Source organism: Bacteroides xylanisolvens, from assembly GCF_018289135.1.
Lineage (GTDB): Bacteria > Bacteroidota > Bacteroidia > Bacteroidales > Bacteroidaceae > Bacteroides > Bacteroides xylanisolvens.
In genome coordinates, this window is sequence record NZ_CP072216.1 from 1,442,739 (window position 1) to 1,461,581 (window position 18,843).

Consider the following 18,843-nt stretch of genomic DNA (forward strand, 5'->3'; position numbering starts at 1 on the left):
TTTTCGTATTTTTGCACCCTGTTTTAACACTCAAGAAAACTTTAAATAGAAAAATATAATGGCAAAAGAACTGAAAGACCTTACCAAACGCAGTGAAAACTACTCACAGTGGTACAACGATTTGGTGGTAAAAGCTGACTTGGCAGAACAGTCTGCTGTGCGCGGATGTATGGTGATTAAGCCTTACGGATACGCCATCTGGGAAAAAATGCAACGTCAATTGGATGATATGTTCAAAGAAACAGGACATGTAAACGCATACTTCCCGTTATTAATCCCGAAATCATTCTTAAGCCGCGAAGCTGAACACGTAGAAGGTTTTGCTAAAGAGTGTGCCGTTGTAACGCATTATCGCTTGAAGAATGCAGAAGACGGTTCAGGAGTTGTAGTAGATCCTGCAGCTAAATTGGAAGAGGAATTAATTATCCGCCCGACATCAGAAACAATCATCTGGAATACTTATAAGAACTGGATTCAGTCATATCGTGACCTGCCTATTCTCTGCAACCAATGGGCTAACGTTTTCCGTTGGGAAATGCGCACACGCCTTTTCCTGCGTACTGCTGAATTTCTGTGGCAAGAAGGCCATACTGCTCATGCTACTCGTGAGGAAGCAGAAGAAGAAGCAATCAGAATGCTGAATGTATATGGTGAATTTGCAGAAAAATATATGGCCGTTCCTGTCGTAAAGGGAGTAAAATCAGCCAACGAACGTTTTGCCGGCGCACTTGATACATATACAATTGAAGCCATGATGCAGGATGGAAAAGCGTTGCAAAGTGGTACCTCCCACTTCCTGGGACAAAACTTTGCAAAAGCATTCGATGTTCAATTTGTTAATAAAGAAAACAAGTTGGAGTATGTTTGGGCTACTTCATGGGGCGTTTCTACCCGTTTGATGGGGGCATTGATTATGACTCACTCGGATGATAACGGATTGGTATTACCTCCGCATTTGGCTCCGATTCAGGTAGTGATCGTTCCTATCTATAAGAATGACGAACAACTGAAACAAATCGATGCAAAAGTAGAAGGCATTGTAGCGAAACTGAAAGCATTAGGTATCTCTGTTAAATATGACAATGCAGATAACAAACGTCCGGGCTTTAAATTCGCCGACTATGAATTGAAAGGTGTACCTGTTCGTTTGGTTATGGGTGGTCGTGATCTTGAAAACAACACCATGGAAGTGATGCGCCGTGATACACTGGAAAAAGAAACAGTTACTTGTGAAGGCATTGAAACGTATGTTCAGAACTTGCTTGAAGAAATGCAGGCTAATATCTACAAGAAAGCATTGGACTACCGTAACTCCAAGATTACAACAGTAGATACTTACGACGAATTTAAAGAAAAAATCGAAGAAGGCGGATTTATTCTGGCTCATTGGGACGGAACCACTGAAACAGAAGAAAAGATTAAGGAAGAAACCAAAGCAACCATTCGTTGTATTCCGTTCGATTCATTTGTTCCGGGAGACAAGGAACCGGGTAAATGTATGGTAACAGGCAAACCATCTGCTTGCCGCGTGATATTTGCACGTTCTTATTAAATAGAAATCACACATAATTATAAAAAGGATGGAAACGATTCAATCGCTTTCATCCTTTTCTTTTTTCCTTCCATATTATATTATTTGTGACCTGTCCTAATAGTTCATAGGACATTCAATAGTTATTTCAAACTCTTTTTTCAATCCATTTCAGTTTTATTTCAGAAATATCCCTTTTCTTTGTAGCTGTAAAAAAGAAAGGAGACAAAGTTATGAAGATATTGATTGTAGAAGACGAACCCTCTTTAAGAGAACTGATTCAATGTTCACTTGAAAAAGAACGTTACGTTGTGGAAACAGCCAGTGACTTTAATTCTGCTCTACGCAAAGTTGAAGACTACGACTATGATTGTATCTTATTGGACATCATGCTACCGGACGGAAGCGGACTTAATCTTCTTGAACGACTGAAAGCTCTCCATAAACGAGAGAACGTAATTATTATTTCCGCAAAGGACTCCTTGGAAGACAAAGTTTTGGGACTGGAACTGGGAGCGGATGATTATTTACCGAAGCCATTTCATTTGGTTGAACTAAATGCACGGATTAAAAGCGTGATTCGCCGTCATCAGCATGACGGAGAAATTGATATCCGCCAAGGTAATGTACGAATAGAACCGGATAAATATCGTGTATTTGTCAACGATCAGGAAGTGGAGCTAAATAGAAAAGAGTATGACATCCTGTTATATTTTATCAATCGTCCCGGAAGATTAATCAATAAAAACACTTTGGCCGAATCAGTATGGGGAGATCATATTGACCAGGTTGATAATTTTGACTTCATATATGCACAGATTAAGAATCTTCGCAAAAAGCTCAAAGATTCGGGTGCAAACATTGAAATCAAAGCGGTCTATGGGTTTGGGTATAAAATGGTAGTAGAATAAAAAAAGAAAGAGAATATTGTCCATGAAATTAATATATTACATCATTCTTCGTATTACGCTTGCTTTGACCTTCATACTGACGGTCTGGGCTATCTTTTTTTATGTTACGATGATTGATGAAGTCAACGATGAAGTGGATGACGCTCTGGAAGATTATTCGGAAACCATCATTATCCGGGCATTGGCAGGAGAGGAGCTACCTTCTAAAACCAACGGCTCCAACAATCAATATTATATGATGGAAGTAAGCAAAGAATATGCGGAAAGCCGGGAGGATATTCAATATAAAGACTCTATGGTATATATTGAAGAAAAAGAGGAAACCGAACCGGCACGTATTCTTACTACTATCTTTAAAGACGATGAAGGACGATACCACGAGCTGACAGTATCAACTCCCAGCATTGAAAAAGATGACTTGAGAGATGCCATCCAAGTATGGATTATATTTTTGTATGTAGCTCTGTTATTCTGCATTATTATCATTTCCGTATGGGTGTTCTATCGGAATATGCGACCGCTCTATGTGCTTCTTCATTGGCTGGACGGTTATCAAACAGGAAAAAAAAATAAGCCGTTGAGTAACGAAACCCAAATCACGGAATTCCGAAAATTAAATGAGGCTGCTATTCGTTATGTAGAACGTACGGAGCAGATGTTCGAACAACAAAAACAATTTATCGGAAATGCTTCACATGAGATACAAACTCCACTTGCTATCTGTCGTAACCGATTGGAAATGTTGATGGAAGATGATTCGTTATCAGAAAAACAACTGGAAGAGCTGATGAAAACCCACCAGACTTTAGAATACATCACTAAATTAAACAAATCTCTACTATTGCTTACTAAAATTGACAATGGCCAGTTTACGGATACCAAGCAATTGGAACTAAATGGACTTCTCAAACAATATCTGCAAGATTACGAAGAAGTTTACGACTATCGTAACATAGAAGTAACTATCGATGAACAGGACATTTTCAATGTGACAATAAACGAATCTCTGGCTGTTGCTTTACTCACGAATCTCCTAAAAAATGCATTTGTACATAACATTGACGGGGGACATATCCGGATCACTGTCACCAAAAACAGTATTACTTTCCGAAATTCAGGAGTAGAAAATCCGTTGGATAAGGAACATATCTTCGAACGTTTCTATCAAGGAACTAAAAAGGAAGGATCTACAGGTCTGGGACTAGCAATAGCCGATTCTATCTGTCGTTTGCAACACTTGAGTATAAGATATTACTTCGAACAGGAAGAGCACTGCTTCGAGATTTCCAGACAATAATTTTTTATTCAGAAAACACAAAGGACACGGAGTAAAAAGTGAATAACCGATCGGTAATCATCATCTGATCTATCAGCTGTATTCATTTAACTTATTTCTCTGTGTCCTTTGCGTCTTTTATGGTGAGTCAGTTATCGGGATCGTATTTCTCTCCTCATAAACATGATATAAGAGATAGCGAAACAGATAACTGTTGCTGCAATCAGTCCCGTCAGTTGTGGCCATACGACTAAAAGACTTTGCCCCAACGGGAGCGGACTGGGAATAGCTCCCTGCACCTGTTCCATAGTCAATGGTCCCAAACTTCTAACAGAAGGCATCAATAATGTAGTGGTAGCTTCATTAAACAATTCACTCGGTGCCAAACGCATCAATCCCAAAATAAACTTTTGATAACTGATAATCTGATAAGGCGACGCCATCTGTGACGGGCTTAAACCTTTTGCCACCAAATTAACAATCATGGTATAGAATACGCTAAAGAACAACCAAACAGCCACCGATGCCAATGCAGAAGTCGCTGCCTGACGAAAACGAAGTGAAAACAAAATAGCTAAATTCAGCCAAAATGCTACATAAAAGATACTGGTAATGATGAAGAAAACAATTCGCCAAAACTCTTCTGCTGTAGGAGGAATGCCAATGGCAATCAATCCACAGCCCATTACCAAAAAGCCCAATACAAACAGCATGATACCTATTACAATTAGAGCAGCCACAAACTTCGCGTTGATAATGCAATCACGATGAATAGGCTGGGACAGCATACGGCTCAAGGTTCCTTTATTTTGTTCGGAATTGACTGCGTCAAATCCTAAGGCGATTCCTAATAAAGGTCCTAAGAAGTTAATAAACAATACAAAAGAGGGGAGAGTCCCATCTGAAACCGTAAACAACTTCAAAAATAAAAACGAGCCGTCCGGATCATTAGGCTTGATAGCTTCACCAATATTTGTGAGTGCTGTATATAGCGATCCCATGCAGGTAAGCGCTATAATACCTATTAATATAATGAACCGCCAACTTTTGACATGGTCGGAAATTTCCTTGTTGACGATCACCCAAAAAGGATGATTGACTTTATTCATGTCTTTCTCCTCCTTCCTCAAAATAATGGTTATAAATATCAGACAATTCCTGTTTCTTGTCTTTCAGTTCTGCCATATCGATCAACGCAAGTAATTGACCATTACTAAACAAACCAACACGGTCGCACACTTTCTGTACCTGATCCAAGTGATGGGAAGAGAAAAGTACAGTCAACCCCTCTTCCTTACTCAACCAGCGAATCAGTTCGATAAACTCCTGAACACCGGCCGGGTCAATTCCTGAAGTCGGTTCATCGAGGATAATAATCTCCGGATTTTTAATAAGCACATCAGCCAATCCCAACCGCTGTCTCATACCACGAGAATATTTTCCGGTCTTTTTGGTTAACTGTTCTTCAAGGCCTACCCGCTTCATCAGTTCCATAGCTTTGGTTTTCGCCTCCTTATCAGGAATACCATTTAATCGCGCTGTATAGATCAAGTTCTCCGGTCCTGTCATATCATCATAAAATCCTACATCTTCAGGCAAATAACCTATCCTCCTTTTTACTTCAATAGGATGAGTGGTAGAATTTATTCCACAGATTTCAACTGTTCCCGAAGTAGGCTCCGTCAACCCTAGCATCATTAAGATAGTAGTTGATTTTCCGGCACCATTCGGTCCCAGCAATCCGAAGATTTCCCCTTTCCGGATATTCAGGCGAATATGATCTACAGCAGTGAAATTACCATATTGTTTGGTCAAATCGGTAAGTACGATCACTTGTTCGCTCATCATTTACCTCCTTCCATATTTACGGAACAGATAGTAAACCACACCGATAGTAGCAATGATGATAAGCACACCTACCCATCCCCATATCATCGGAGTTTTTACCGCAATTCTGAACTGCGCGTCGGCATTTACTTCAGGAGTTTTAGCCATGATAGTAGTCACATAGTCCCCGGGCAGCGCTTTTTTAGAAGCTTTCAAAGTAGCCATCACCGTTGATGTCTCTCCAGCTTTTAATGCGTCAACCTTTGAAGGTTCAAAAGTAACTTCCCAGTCTGCAGGTTTATTGGCAGACAACTGAATGTCTTTCAGTAATGAAGAACCTGTGTTTCTTACTTCCAGCTCTATTTTTTTCACATCACCAGCTGTGACATCTGTGCTTAATAACCCGCGAGGAGTAGTCAGTTCCATTTGATAAGAACCGGTGACAACTACTTCCAATTCCAATTCGGCAGAAGTTGTACCTGTAGCAGCACGTACCGGAATTTTATAGCTACCGGCTTCTACATTGGCAGGAGGGGTAATATCTATACTTACATTTTGTGTACTGTTTGCCTCTACTTGTGCAGAAGTGGCTTGTTTGTAGTTCGGTTTAAAAACGACATTCCACCCTCTGGGGGCATTAGCCATCAAAGCATATAGTTGCTGATCGGCGGTCTGATTTTTTAAAGTAGCACTGAAAGTGAAGGTTGATTTCGAATTTCCCTGCATGTTGGGCTGGTCAGTAGTAAATTCGGTTTGGTACGTTCCTTTTTGAGCAACCACCACATCCAAGGGAAGTTTAGCGTTTCCGGCATATACCACAAAATGATAATTGCCTTTATTCACTTTTAATGGAACTTCGACTTTTAAATTAAAAGTCTTTTTCTCTTTGGGAAGTACCGACAGCTGGCTAAGGCTCCAGCCACCGGATTTCATTTCGTGTTTCCAACTGGAGGACAATCCGCTAACAGAAAGATTCGCATTCATCAATTGGTCCGTGTTGTTAATAAGATCAATACTGTAATCAATTGACGCTCCGGGCGATACGGAGATTTTTGTGTAAGGTGTGTACAGAATCACGCTTTTCGGTATTGAATCATTGGCGTGTGTGTAACTCATGGGAATAACTCCCAATAGAATAGCGAATAATAAAAAATAATTTGTTCTCATAGTCATAAAAAAGTTCTTATGGTTATTTAATATGAATATCGTCAAATTCGTGTGTGCAAAAATAAACGATGTGTATATTAGTAGTTTTAAAAGAATCCTAAAGAATCTAATTTCAGGAAGAAATTATAGTGACGCTATCCTTATGGGATGGTGACGGTATCCTTTATAGATGGTGACGCTATGTTAACAGGATAGCGTCACTATATTTTTATGAGATTTTTTTCTTGATAATTCTCAAAATTCCCAAATCTTTTCAGATTCTCCTTTCATCTTTGCAATGTGAAATTAATAATAGTAGTAAAAACCAATATTTAAAAAACAACGATTATGAAAAAGTTAGTATTCTTATTAGTATGTCTTTTTACATTGCAAACAGTAGCTCGTGCAGATGACGACAAACCTATTCAGGTAACTCAAATGCCACAACAGGCCCAGCAGTTTATCAAACAGCATTTTGCCGACAGCAAAGTAGCATTAGCCAAAATGGAAAGTGATTTCTTCTATAAAAGTTATGAAGTGATTTTCACTAATGGCGATAAAGTAGAATTTGATAACAAAGGAAACTGGGAAGAAGTGAATTGCAAATATAGCGCGGTACCTACAGCTATTATTCCTGCAACAATTCAAAAATATGTAACGACCAATTATCCCGATGCTAAAATCCTGAAAATAGAGAGGGATAAAAAAGATTATGAAGTAAAACTGTCCAACCGTACGGAATTGAAATTCGACTTGAAATTTAATTTGATTGATATTGACTTCTAAACCTTTTAAAATAGAACAAAGATGAAACTAAAGATTTATACACTCTTACTGGCACTTTGCGTTACATGGAGCCTACAAAGTTGTGATAACGACGACGATAATTCAATTGCTGTTCCTACCGAACTTCAAAACGCATTTGCATCTAAATACCCTAATGCTGCAAATGTGAAATGGGAAACTAAGTCCGGATATTATGTAGCAGATTTCTATGATGAATATGAAGCATCTGCATGGTTTACCCAAGATGGAAAATGGCAAATGACAGAAACAGACATTCCTTACAGTGCATTACCGCAAGCTGTGAAAACTTCTTTTGAAAAGAGTGAATATGCTTCGTGGAAACAAGATGATGTAGACAAATTGGAGCGGACAGGCGTTGAGACTATTTTCGTAATTGAAGTCGAAAATCAGAATCAGGAGATAGACTTATATTATTCTGCGGACGGAACTCTGATTAAAAGTATCGTAGACACTGATGATGATAACACCGGTCATCTTCCCGTTCAATTGACTGAAGCAATGAGAAACTTCATTAATGAAAAATATCCGAATGCCAAAATCATGGAAATAGATGTAGAAGATGATAGAAATGACTGGGATTTCGGATATACGGAAGTGGATATCATTCATAACGGAATATCAAAAGATGTTTTGTTCGATCAGACCGGAGATTGGCATTCTACTTCATGGGAAGTACGTCAAAATGAACTGCCCGAAGCTGTCAAAAATACGATTAATAATCAATATGGAGAATATCGTTTTGACGAAGCGAAACGTATTGAAAAAGCAGATGGCACCATCTATTATCGGATCGAACTGGAAAAAATGAATGTAGATCTTGAAGTAAATATCAATGAAGACGGCATTGTCATCCCATAAAAAAGGATGCACATGCTCCTGATTACATAATTCTCACATATAATGAACGATGACATATCCGCCTGGAATCATGTCATCGTTTATTATATGTTTATTGTTGTTGCGAATGATTTCTCTTTACTGCCGATTTGGCTGTTTTATCAGTGATACTGTCCGTCTGTTGCGGTTTCACCTTTTCCGCTTCTTCCCGTTTGCGCTTATTACGCAACCGCCATTTATTCCAAAAATATAGATCACTCCATTTATTGAAGTCCTTCTTATACATGATACCTACTCCCTGTGTAGTCAAATTCGTTTTTGTATAATAGCGGTCATTCGTCTCATTATAAGCCTTCAAACGGATATCTCCCGAACGGGTAATCAACCATTCTGCTTCAAAGTCTCCTACAAAGTTAGTATTAGCCATCGGATTATCCCGATAACCGAAGTTTCCGTTTATCAATAAACGATTATTCAATAATTGTCCCGATAGAATACCTTCTACTTCCATATCCGTCCAACCTTTATCACCCGTACTCAAATTCGTACCTATATTCCAGTTATTTGTTTCAAAGACTTGTGAAAGTGCATTGTTCAACTGGCCGGAGAGGGTAGATGAGAGCACCGAAGACATCACATTCGAATTTTGATTATTATTCCGTGCATCTTCCGTATAAAACTTACCAATACCCAGCAGGTAAAGGATCTGCATATTCATCTGTTCTTCCGTACTGATATAGTTACGCACCAATGTTTGTATTTCATCCCTTTCATTTGGAAGCTCTATGCCCAGCTTGATAGTCGGACGTACCAGCATACCACTTAAATTCATGATACAATTTACACGTACATTGGGTTGTTGGATAATAGCCGAAGCATCCGGTATCAAGTCATTCAAGGAAGCAGAATTCACTGTATATGAAGCTTGTATATCCATGTTAGCATCCAGAGGTGCACCATTAAACGTTATTGTGCTTCCATCCTTGATTATAAAGTCCTTACGGATTACTTCCTGCAAGCTGAATTTATATACTCCCTGATTAATCCGATAATTACCAAACATCTTCACATCACCCTTATTATAAAATTCCGTTCGAATATTTCCCGTACCTTTTCCGCTAATATAATCTCCGGCAATAGGGTCCATGATAATTCGCATGGTGGCATCGGGAGTTGCATCCACCAGAATATTCAAACGGATATCCGTTTTCTGTTCTTCTTCCGCCTGACGTTTTTGCTGTATTTGTTCATAATATGAGATTACCTGAATAGAATCCTGAATAGTACGACGGGGTGTTTTATCTACAAACTTAATAAACTGATTACTGGTAGCCGATGCTACACTGCCATTAATATAAGTAAAGGTAGTATTTCGGTTGGTTGTCATAGCCACGTTTACGTCCAACCCTTGTGTGGCATTTCCGGCAAGTAATACATTTCCGGTACCGTATACCGTACCATAGAAAGGCATATCTGCCGATTCCTTCGTATTCATCACAAGCATATTATTTGCCTGTATCTCAAAACGATAGTTTAAGTTCTTAAAATGCTGGAAATGCAAATATCCGTTCATTCTTCCCGAATGTCCTTCCATGTCGGATATATGTATATTATTAAATGTCAATCCGGTAGGAGCTAGATGAATCGTGTCTTTTACAGCAAAATGTGTGTTCAGAATATCAAACTTCATGGAAGCGTCTGTCATAACCGCACCATCCAAATTCAATCCTTTGAATTTTCCATAGAAATGTACTTTTCCCGTCCCTCGTCCTTTAATATCATTGGCAATAGACTTCATATAATGTTCGAGGAATTTTAAGTTCAATTCATTTGCTTCAATATTTAAATCAAGTCCGCTCTCGGGTTTCAATGGATAAATAATACCTGTGACACGTGACGGAGAAGGGGATATGTCTTGAATGGATGCATCCAACCGGATACCTCTATTTTCGTTATCCCACTCACCATAAATATCCAAATCACCCAAGCGACCCTGATTAAGTGAAAAGTTCTTTATATATAAACGGGTATTCATAATAGGTTTCTTTAGCACTCCGCTTGCATAAGCTGTTCCCGTTGCATCACCTTCAAAATTCACATCGTCGGATATGCTTGCAATATCAAATACATATCCCATATTTATATCTTTTAAATCAACCTTTACAGTATCTTTAGGATTCTCGGAAAGCCGGCCGTTAATACGTACATATCTATCCTGATGGCTAAAGTAGAAGTTATTCACATCCACCCTGCCTGAATCGACCACCACTTGTGAAGCATGTATCTTCCAAAGAGTATCGTTTAAAATAACATCAGTAGGTTTTACATCTACCATCGCTTTCAACAATGGTTTTTCTCCGCTTGTACGTAGAAATTTGGCAACGGCAGCCAATTGCCCGCTATATGTCACTGCAGCATTATTCCCCCAATTCAATGTCGTACTGACATTATCATCTTTAGCTTGTGCATCCAAGGATAGATTGACTGCCCCTTTCTTTTTCAAAGAAGTCAAACGAACCTGTGCACGAATATGATCTGCAGGATTCTCGCACAGGATCATGCCCGACTCAATAAAGTTATTTTTATATTGCAGACGGGGAAAATATCCTTCTACACGCAAGCGTTGTAAGGCATCATTGAAATATCCCTTCAATGTGGAATGAGTGTACACAGTCAACGGTATATCAAAGATTGTAGATAAAATGTCCGTATTATATATATGTACGTCAAACAGAAAATTGTTATGTGTTTCAATCGGCTTCTTGGGAGGTAATATCAAAGACGGCACATACTTCCGCATAATATTCAGAATACTGGCAGGTAATGTGTGGTACTGGAATTTACCTTCTATACTTGCTTTCAGGAATTCAGAAGTCAATCTTAGTTGGTTCTCGCCGTTCTGTTTGGTAGCCCGGATATTCATATTCTGCATAAAATATGCTTTATCCGGAGCTGTAAATTCCAAACTATCCACATTGATTTCTCCAATCATCTCATCCACTGATCCACCTGTGAAATTAGCTTTCAGTTTTAAAGAGAACTCCGCATCTGGGTATTTAGTCGTAAGATTCAAATCATGTGGACGTACTTTGTTAACTACTGCAAGAAAATTAAAAGTAGGCACTTTAGACGTAACATTTACATCTCCATTCAGATAAATCGATCCATTAGGGTCATCCAACGCCACTTTACCATTAAATCCACCTTGTTTGTATTCTCCATCCAATGTGATATTTTCATATCTATATCTGCTATAATCTACCGAAGCGATCAATCCTTTCAATTCCACAGCTGGCAATTGCCCGGTAATGTGCCGCCCATGTACATCCAGATTGAAAGTGATTTCTTCCAACTTCTCATTATCCAATAACTTACCTAACTGGAAATCTTCAGTTTTAACAGCACCGGAATATGCAAACAGTCCTTTAGCCTTGTCAGAACTCAATTTTAAGTCGGTTTTTACATTTCCAAGACTCGTTTGTAATTGCCCGTAAGTAACTAGGTCCGTAAAGTATCCTGAAATCTCTCCCTGAAAACTTACATTTCCCAAACGTTCGAGAAGCGGAGGAACTCCATTATAATTGTGACTCAAATTACGCACTAAGAAGCCGACTCCACGAGTATTGGCCGAAAGCTCGGAAAGTGTTCCATATACATACGCATCTTGTGGACGCGACAAGTCCTGAAGCGACACATCCCCTCGCAAACGAAACTGGCGGTCGTCGGCCGTAATTTCCAAATGCGAACAAGTCAACTGGTCCACAGTTCCCTTCACCTCCATATCCAATGTCACCGGTTCCTTGAAATGCGATAGGATAGGAACAAAAGGAGAAATATCTTTTAGAGTAACTTGCGACGGCAAAGTACGGAAAGAGAAATGTACTTGTTCTGTAAAACGGTCAAAAGCTTTCAAACTATCATACTCTAAATGAATGGTATCCAGCTTGAGAGATGTTTCGGGCAACTCTATAGTAAAATTATCAATGTTTGTCTGCTTGTTATTGGCAACCAGTTTCAAACTCATTTTTTTCAAAGAAAAGCCGGATGCCTTTTCATCAAGGCTCAATCGCTTGATTCCTAAATTCAAAGAATCCTTACTTAAGGCTTTCAGCGATATATTGGCTATGATATTTTGAAGCTGAATATGCTTGGCGTTAAATTTTCCCGGTGTTTCCTGTTCCGATAACACATGATAGGACATCCTTCCACGACGAATCAGGATGGAGTTAATTCGTAAATCAAGTGAACTTTCTCTCTTTACTGTATCTTTGGAAGCAAAAGCATCCAAAACAAATTTAAAATTAGGAGGAGACTCCGGAGTCTCTTTCCGGAGATCGATATTAAATCCGAAGAGCTGAACACTGCTAATGGATATCTTTCCTTTAAAGAAAGGCATAATATCAAACTTAGCGGATAAACGAGTGACTTTGAGCATTTCCTGACCACTTTGATCGTCAAGCAATACATCATCAATAATAATACGGTTCAATAGACCGATATTAATTCTACCAATCACTACCTTTGTGTTTAAAACTTCGGAAAGTTCTTTAGCCACAAATACACTCATTGTTTGCTGAATGCTTGGTATATTCAGCAAAACAATAGTCCCGATATATACTCCCAGTACAATACCAACTACCCAGCGTACAGTCTTTTTCAGCGTTCTGATATGCGATAACTTTTATTTTGCGAACAAAAATATAAAATAGTTCGTTACGAATCGTAGTTTTATGATTACTTTTGCACCGTTTAATAGTTTAAATACTTATGAGTGCAATAATTTTAGGAATTGAATCCTCCTGTGACGATACGTCGGCAGCCGTAATCAAGGATGGTTATTTGCTGTCAAATGTGGTATCAAGTCAAGCCGTACATGAAGCATACGGTGGAGTAGTACCCGAGTTGGCTTCACGGGCACACCAACAAAACATCGTACCGGTAGTACATGAAGCATTAAAACGTGCCGATGTCACCAAAGAAGAGTTGAGCGCAGTAGCTTTCACTCGTGGTCCAGGATTGATGGGGTCTTTGCTTGTCGGAGTCTCCTTTGCAAAAGGATTTGCTCGTTCCTTAAACATTCCAATGATTGACGTTAATCACTTGACCGGACATGTTTTAGCTCATTTTATTAAAGCAGAAGGAGAGGAAGAAAGACAGCCTGCTTTCCCATTTCTTTGCTTGCTGGTATCCGGAGGAAATTCACAAATCATACTGGTAAAAGCCTATAATGATATGGAGATCCTCGGACAGACTATTGACGATGCGGCAGGTGAAGCAATTGATAAATGTTCTAAAGTGATGGGACTTGGCTATCCGGGTGGACCAATCATTGACAAATTAGCACGCCAGGGAAATCCGAAAGCTTTTACATTTAGCAAACCGCATATTCCCGGTTTAGATTACAGTTTCAGCGGATTGAAAACTTCCTTTTTATATTCATTACGCGACTGGCTAAAAGATGATCCGGATTTTATAGAGCACCATAAAGTGGATCTTGCAGCATCATTGGAAGCTACTGTAGTGGACATTCTGATGGATAAATTACGGAAAGCTGCCAAAGAATATAAAATTAATGAAATAGCAGTAGCCGGAGGAGTTTCCGCAAATAACGGATTACGCAATGCTTTCCGAGAACACGCCGAGAAATATGGTTGGAATATTTTCATCCCTAAATTCAGTTATACTACCGATAATGCAGCCATGATTGCCATTACCGGATATTTCAAATACCTGGATAAGGATTTTTGTTCTATTGATCTTCCGGCTTATTCGCGTGTGACATTATGATAAGTATACCTTATATATAATAGGATAAAACTAAGAAGTATGTTTGCCGAAATAATAACCATTGGCGATGAACTGCTGATAGGACAGGTTGTCGATACTAATTCTGCCTGGATGGGACAGGAATTAAATAAAATAGGTATTGAGGTTCTTCGTATTGTTTCAATCCGTGACCGGGAAGAAGAAATCATGGAAGCGATTGATAATGCGATGGAAAGGGTGAATATTGTTTTAGTAACCGGAGGCCTCGGACCTACCAAAGACGATATTACCAAACAGACTTTATGCAAATACTTCCATACGGAACTGGTTTTCAACGAAGAAGTATTCGAAAACGTAAAGCGGGTACTGGCAGGAAAAATACCAATGAATGCACTCAATAAAAGCCAGGCAATGGTCCCGAAAGATTGTATGGTAATAAATAACCCTGTGGGAAGTGCTTCTGTCAGTTGGTTCGAGAGGGATGGCAAGGTACTTGTTTCCATGCCGGGCGTTCCACAAGAGATGATTGCTGTGATGACAGAAAGCGTGTTACCTAAGCTGCACGATAGGTTTCAAACGGATGTTATTATGCATCAAACATTTCTCGTACAGCACTATCCGGAATCTGTATTAGCCGAAAAGTTAGAATCGTGGGAGAACACTTTACCGGAATGCATTAAATTGGCATATCTACCCAAACTTGGCATTATTCGTCTTAGACTGACCGGACGAGGACAAAACAGAGAAGAAGTAAAAGTTCTTCTTGAACGTGAAAAGTTAAAATTAGAGGAAATACTTGGTGAAGATATTTTCAGTGAAGAAGATACACCATTGGAGGTTATAGTCGGTGAGCTTTTAAAAAAGAAGAAATTGACCGTTTCCACCGCAGAAAGTTGTACCGGGGGCAGTATTGCCGCACGGTTGACTTCCATCGCCGGCAGTTCTGAATATTTTAATGGAAGTGTAGTGGCCTACTCTAATGAAGTGAAAATGGGGCTTTTGCACGTTTCCTCCGAAACTTTGGAACAATATGGAGCTGTCAGTGAGGAAACTGTGATTGAAATGGTAAAAGGTGCGATGAAAGCATTAAAAACAGATTGCGCTGTTGCTACTTCAGGGATAGCAGGCCCTGGAGGTGGTACTCCGGAAAAGCCGGTGGGAACTGTTTGGATAGCTGCTGGTTATAAAAACGAAATTCATACTTACAAGCAAGAAACAAACCGCGGAAGAAGCATGAACATTGAAAGAGCTGGCAATAATGCCCTATTAATGCTCCGTGATTTACTCAAATAAAGAAAAATAGGCGCCTGAAAGTGAATTATTTTAAGAAATTCTTGTTTTATACGGATAAAAGTGCTTACTTTGCGTCCTGTTTGAAATAAGTATAGATATAAAACTATAAAAATAAGATAGAAATGTCGAAGATTTGTCAAATTACCGGAAAGAAAGCCATGATTGGCAACAATGTTTCACACTCAAAGAGAAGAACTAAAAGAACCTTTGATTTGAACTTGTTTAACAAAAAGTTCTATTATGTAGAACAGGATTGTTGGATCAGCCTTAGCCTTTGCGCTAACGGGTTGCGTATTATCAACAAAAAAGGACTGGATGCTGCGCTGACTGAAGCAGTGGCTAAAGGTTATTGTGATTGGAAAAGCATTAAAGTAATCGGCTAAACGTAGAGGAGAAAACTTACAATGGCAAAGAAAGCAAAAGGTAACAGAGTACAAGTGATTCTGGAATGTACAGAACACAAAGACAGTGGAATGCCGGGAACATCTCGTTATATCACAACTAAGAACAGAAAGAATACTACAGAAAGACTTGAGTTGAAAAAATACAACCCAATTCTGAAGAGAGTAACAGTACACAAGGAAATTAAATAATAAAAGTAGTATAACCCATGGCAAAGAAAACAGTAGCAAGTTTGCACGAAGGTTCAAAAGAAGGTCGTGCTTATACCAAGGTTATCAAAATGGTAAAATCTCCGAAAACTGGAGCATACGTTTTTGATGAACAAATGGTTCCGAACGAAAAAGTACAAGACTTTTTCAAAAAATAATCGAAATAGCATATACGCTATAACTGCAAAATCCTCTCATTGGTAAACAATGAGGGGATTTTTTATTGCTTCTTTTTTTACTTTTCCAATCCTTTGTTATATCTTTGTAGCAAATGTATTATACAAACAAGTGTCAATATGGGATTTTTTAGTTTTTTTTCAAAGGAGAAGAAGGAAACTTTAGATAAAGGATTATCTAAAACCAAAGAGAGCGTATTCAGTAAAATTGCTCGTGCTGTGGCTGGTAAGTCAAAAGTAGACGATGAAGTATTAGATAATCTGGAAGAAGTACTGATCACATCTGACGTAGGTGTAGAAACAACTTTAAATATTATCAAACGCATCGAGAAACGCGCTGCGGCTGATAAGTATGTGAATACTCAAGAACTGAATCTTATATTACGTGACGAAATAGCAGCTTTGCTTACCGAAAACAACTCGGATGATGTAGCTGATTTTGACGTACCCATCACAAGGAAACCTTATGTAATTATGGTTGTGGGAGTGAATGGAGTAGGGAAGACTACAACTATCGGCAAGCTGGCTTATCAATTCAAAAAAGCAGGCAAATCGGTTTATTTGGGAGCAGCCGATACTTTCCGCGCTGCAGCCGTAGAACAGTTAATGATTTGGGGAGAACGGGTAGGGGTTCCTGTTGTTAAACAGAAAATGGGAGCGGATCCTGCATCTGTGGCTTATGACACTCTTAGTTCTGCCGTTGCCAACAACGCAGATGTGGTTATAATCGATACAGCCGGTCGCCTGCATAATAAGGTGGGCTTGATGAACGAGCTGACCAAAATCAAGAATGTGATGAAGAAGGTTGTGCCCGATGCACCGGATGAAGTTTTATTGGTATTGGACGGTTCCACCGGACAAAATGCATTCGAACAAGCCAAACAATTCACTCTGGCAACCGAAGTAACTGCTATGGCTATCACTAAACTTGACGGAACCGCTAAAGGTGGTGTTGTGATTGGTATTTCCGATCAATTCAAGATTCCTGTTAAATATATCGGATTAGGTGAAGGTATGGAAGACCTGCAAGTATTCCGTAAAAATGAATTCGTTGATTCCTTGTTTGGAGAGAACGCATGAAAAGAAAGAGAATAGATATTATCACTTTAGGATGCTCTAAAAACTTGGTTGACTCCGAACAGTTAATGCGCCAACTGGAAGAAGTCGGATATAGCGTAACCCATGATACTGAAAATCCACAAGGAGAAATTGCAGTAATCAATACGTGTGGCTTTATTGGTGATGCCAAAGAGGAGTCCATAAATATGATTCTGGAGTTTGCTGAAAGAAAGGAAGAAGGGGATTTAAAGAAACTTTTCGTGATGGGTTGTCTTTCCGAACGTTATCTGAAGGAATTGGCTGTTGAGATACCGCAAGTAGATAAATTTTATGGCAAGTTCAATTGGAAGGAGCTTTTACAAGATTTAGGAAAGGTCTATCATGATGAGTTATATATCGAACGGACATTGACAACTCCCCAGCACTATGCTTACCTGAAAATTTCAGAAGGGTGTGATCGCAAATGTTCTTATTGTGCCATTCCCATTATTACAGGACGCCATATCTCCAAACCGATGGAGGAAATTTTGGACGAAGTACGATACCTGGTATCGCAAGGCGTGAAAGAATTTCAGGTGATCGCACAGGAATTGACTTATTATGGGATCGATCGGTATAAGAAGCAAATGCTTCCGGAACTGATTGAACGTATTTCCGATATCCCTGGCGTGGAATGGATTCGGTTGCATTATGCCTATCCGGCACATTTCCCAACGGATTTATTCCGGGTTATGCGTGAACGCGATAATGTATGTAAATATATGGATATTGCTCTTCAGCATATCAGCGACAATATGTTGCAATTAATGCGTCGGCAAGTGAGCAAAGAGGATACTTACCGACTGATTGAACAATTTCGTAAAGAAGTGCCAGGCATTCACCTGCGAACAACTTTAATGGTAGGGCATCCCGGAGAAACCGAGGAAGACTTCGAAGAGCTTAAAGAGTTTGTGCGCAAAGTACGTTTCGATCGGATGGGAGCTTTCGCATATTCCGAAGAAGAGGGAACTTATGCTGCAGAAGCATACGAAGATTCTATTCCACAAGAGGTTAAACAAGCCAGACTTGATGAATTGATGGACATCCAGCAAGGTATCTCGGCAGAATTAAGTGCGGAAAAAATCGGTAAACAGATGAAAATTATCATCGACCGTTTGGAAGGAGATTATTATATTGGACGAACAGAATTTGATTCACCGGAAGTAGATCCGGAAGTGCTGGTTAAGCGTTCAGAGAGAGAACTTAAGATCGGACAGTTTTATCAGGTGGAAGTGACGAATGCAGACGATTTTGATTTATATGCAAAGATTATAAATGACTATGAATAATAAGGAATTTACATCCGAACTAGCGGAAAGATTGGGATACACAATCAAGGATACTTCCGAATTGATAGGTTCTTTGTTGTCCAGCATGACACAAGAATTGGAAGAAGGTAATGTGATTGCAGTTCAAGGATTCGGCTCTTTTGAAGTTAAAAAGAAAGCGGAACGAATTTCAATCAACCCGGCAAGTAAACAACGCATGTTGGTTCCACCCAAATTAGTACTATCTTATAGACCTAGCAATACATTGAAAGATAAGTTTAAATAAATAATTTCCC

The 18,843-nt window shown here is 39.2% G+C and carries 17 protein-coding genes; 13 read left to right on the top strand and 4 right to left on the bottom strand.

From position 1 onward, the window contains the following. Nucleotides 1–58 precede the first annotated feature (58 nt). From proS to INE92_RS05920, 3 genes are all read left to right on the top strand, one after another. The gene (proS, locus tag INE92_RS05910; RefSeq protein ID WP_007752799.1) at nucleotides 59–1,552 is read left to right on the top strand and encodes a proline--tRNA ligase; all 1,494 of its coding nucleotides are present in this window, start codon (nucleotides 59–61) and stop codon (nucleotides 1,550–1,552) included. Nucleotides 1,553–1,764: 212 nt separating this feature from the next. Further along, nucleotides 1,765–2,442 (top strand): response regulator transcription factor, encoded by a 678-nt coding sequence (locus tag INE92_RS05915; protein ID WP_004314349.1) that lies wholly within the window; start codon nucleotides 1,765–1,767, stop codon nucleotides 2,440–2,442. A gap of 22 nt (nucleotides 2,443–2,464) precedes the next feature. Further along, complete coding sequence (locus INE92_RS05920) at nucleotides 2,465–3,739, top strand: sensor histidine kinase (protein WP_134993272.1); 1,275 nt, start codon at nucleotides 2,465–2,467, stop codon at nucleotides 3,737–3,739. A gap of 131 nt (nucleotides 3,740–3,870) precedes the next feature. Here INE92_RS05920 and INE92_RS05925 read toward each other — a convergent pair whose 3' ends face one another. Genes INE92_RS05925 through INE92_RS05935 form a run of 3 tightly spaced genes read right to left on the bottom strand, consistent with a single transcriptional unit; the run spans nucleotide 3,871 to nucleotide 6,718 of the window. Then, nucleotides 3,871–4,827 (bottom strand): ABC transporter permease, encoded by a 957-nt coding sequence (locus tag INE92_RS05925; protein ID WP_007752792.1) that lies wholly within the window; start codon nucleotides 4,825–4,827, stop codon nucleotides 3,871–3,873. Further along, entirely contained in the window at nucleotides 4,820–5,563 is a 744-nt protein-coding gene (locus tag INE92_RS05930; protein ID WP_134993275.1) for an ABC transporter ATP-binding protein, read from the bottom strand. The genes INE92_RS05925 and INE92_RS05930 overlap by 8 nt, the downstream gene beginning before the upstream one ends. 3 nt (nucleotides 5,564–5,566) lie before the next feature. Continuing rightward, nucleotides 5,567–6,718: a COG1470 family protein gene (locus tag INE92_RS05935; protein WP_195436615.1), complete on the bottom strand. Its 1,152-nt coding sequence runs from the start codon at nucleotides 6,716–6,718 to the stop codon at nucleotides 5,567–5,569. A 321-nt stretch (nucleotides 6,719–7,039) separates the two neighbouring features. Here INE92_RS05935 and INE92_RS05940 point away from each other — a divergent pair, with 321 nt between their 5' ends. Both INE92_RS05940 and INE92_RS05945 read left to right on the top strand, forming a co-directional pair. Beyond that, nucleotides 7,040–7,477: a PepSY-like domain-containing protein gene (locus INE92_RS05940; RefSeq protein ID WP_015531103.1), complete on the top strand. Its 438-nt coding sequence runs from the start codon at nucleotides 7,040–7,042 to the stop codon at nucleotides 7,475–7,477. Nucleotides 7,478–7,498: 21 nt separating this feature from the next. Continuing rightward, entirely contained in the window at nucleotides 7,499–8,356 is an 858-nt protein-coding gene (locus tag INE92_RS05945) for a PepSY-like domain-containing protein (protein WP_015531104.1), read from the top strand. A 91-nt stretch (nucleotides 8,357–8,447) separates the two neighbouring features. Here INE92_RS05945 and INE92_RS05950 read toward each other — a convergent pair whose 3' ends face one another. Continuing rightward, the gene (locus tag INE92_RS05950) at nucleotides 8,448–12,902 is read right to left on the bottom strand and encodes a translocation/assembly module TamB domain-containing protein (protein ID WP_015531105.1); all 4,455 of its coding nucleotides are present in this window, start codon (nucleotides 12,900–12,902) and stop codon (nucleotides 8,448–8,450) included. Nucleotides 12,903–13,102: 200 nt separating this feature from the next. Between INE92_RS05950 and tsaD the strand changes: the two genes are divergently transcribed. The 8 genes from tsaD to INE92_RS05990 all read left to right on the top strand — a co-directional run bounded on the left by tsaD (nucleotide 13,103) and on the right by INE92_RS05990 (nucleotide 18,833). Beyond that, nucleotides 13,103–14,122 (top strand): tRNA (adenosine(37)-N6)-threonylcarbamoyltransferase complex transferase subunit TsaD, encoded by a 1,020-nt coding sequence (tsaD, locus tag INE92_RS05955; RefSeq protein WP_015531106.1) that lies wholly within the window; start codon nucleotides 13,103–13,105, stop codon nucleotides 14,120–14,122. A gap of 39 nt (nucleotides 14,123–14,161) precedes the next feature. Further along, nucleotides 14,162–15,394, top strand: coding sequence for a competence/damage-inducible protein A (locus tag INE92_RS05960; RefSeq protein WP_134993273.1), 1,233 nt, complete (start codon nucleotides 14,162–14,164; stop codon nucleotides 15,392–15,394). A 122-nt stretch (nucleotides 15,395–15,516) separates the two neighbouring features. Beyond that, the gene (gene rpmB, locus INE92_RS05965; protein ID WP_004314359.1) at nucleotides 15,517–15,777 is read left to right on the top strand and encodes a 50S ribosomal protein L28; all 261 of its coding nucleotides are present in this window, start codon (nucleotides 15,517–15,519) and stop codon (nucleotides 15,775–15,777) included. Between the two features lie 21 nt (nucleotides 15,778–15,798). Next, nucleotides 15,799–15,987 carry a 50S ribosomal protein L33 gene (rpmG, locus tag INE92_RS05970; protein ID WP_002560155.1) on the top strand — a complete coding sequence of 63 codons (189 nt, stop codon included), beginning with the start codon at nucleotides 15,799–15,801 and terminating at the stop codon, nucleotides 15,985–15,987. A gap of 17 nt (nucleotides 15,988–16,004) precedes the next feature. After that, a complete protein-coding gene (locus tag INE92_RS05975) occupies nucleotides 16,005–16,163 on the top strand; it encodes a DUF4295 domain-containing protein (protein WP_004295982.1) in 159 nt (52 codons plus the stop codon). Nucleotides 16,164–16,301: 138 nt separating this feature from the next. Continuing rightward, nucleotides 16,302–17,261, top strand: coding sequence for a signal recognition particle-docking protein FtsY (ftsY, locus tag INE92_RS05980; RefSeq protein ID WP_009041129.1), 960 nt, complete (start codon nucleotides 16,302–16,304; stop codon nucleotides 17,259–17,261). Next, a complete protein-coding gene (gene rimO, locus INE92_RS05985) occupies nucleotides 17,258–18,568 on the top strand; it encodes a 30S ribosomal protein S12 methylthiotransferase RimO (RefSeq protein WP_015531108.1) in 1,311 nt (436 codons plus the stop codon). The genes ftsY and rimO overlap by 4 nt, the downstream gene beginning before the upstream one ends. Next, nucleotides 18,561–18,833 carry an HU family DNA-binding protein gene (locus INE92_RS05990; RefSeq protein WP_004314362.1) on the top strand — a complete coding sequence of 91 codons (273 nt, stop codon included), beginning with the start codon at nucleotides 18,561–18,563 and terminating at the stop codon, nucleotides 18,831–18,833. Before rimO ends, INE92_RS05990 begins: the two co-directional genes overlap by 8 nt. Nucleotides 18,834–18,843: the final 10 nt, after the last annotated feature.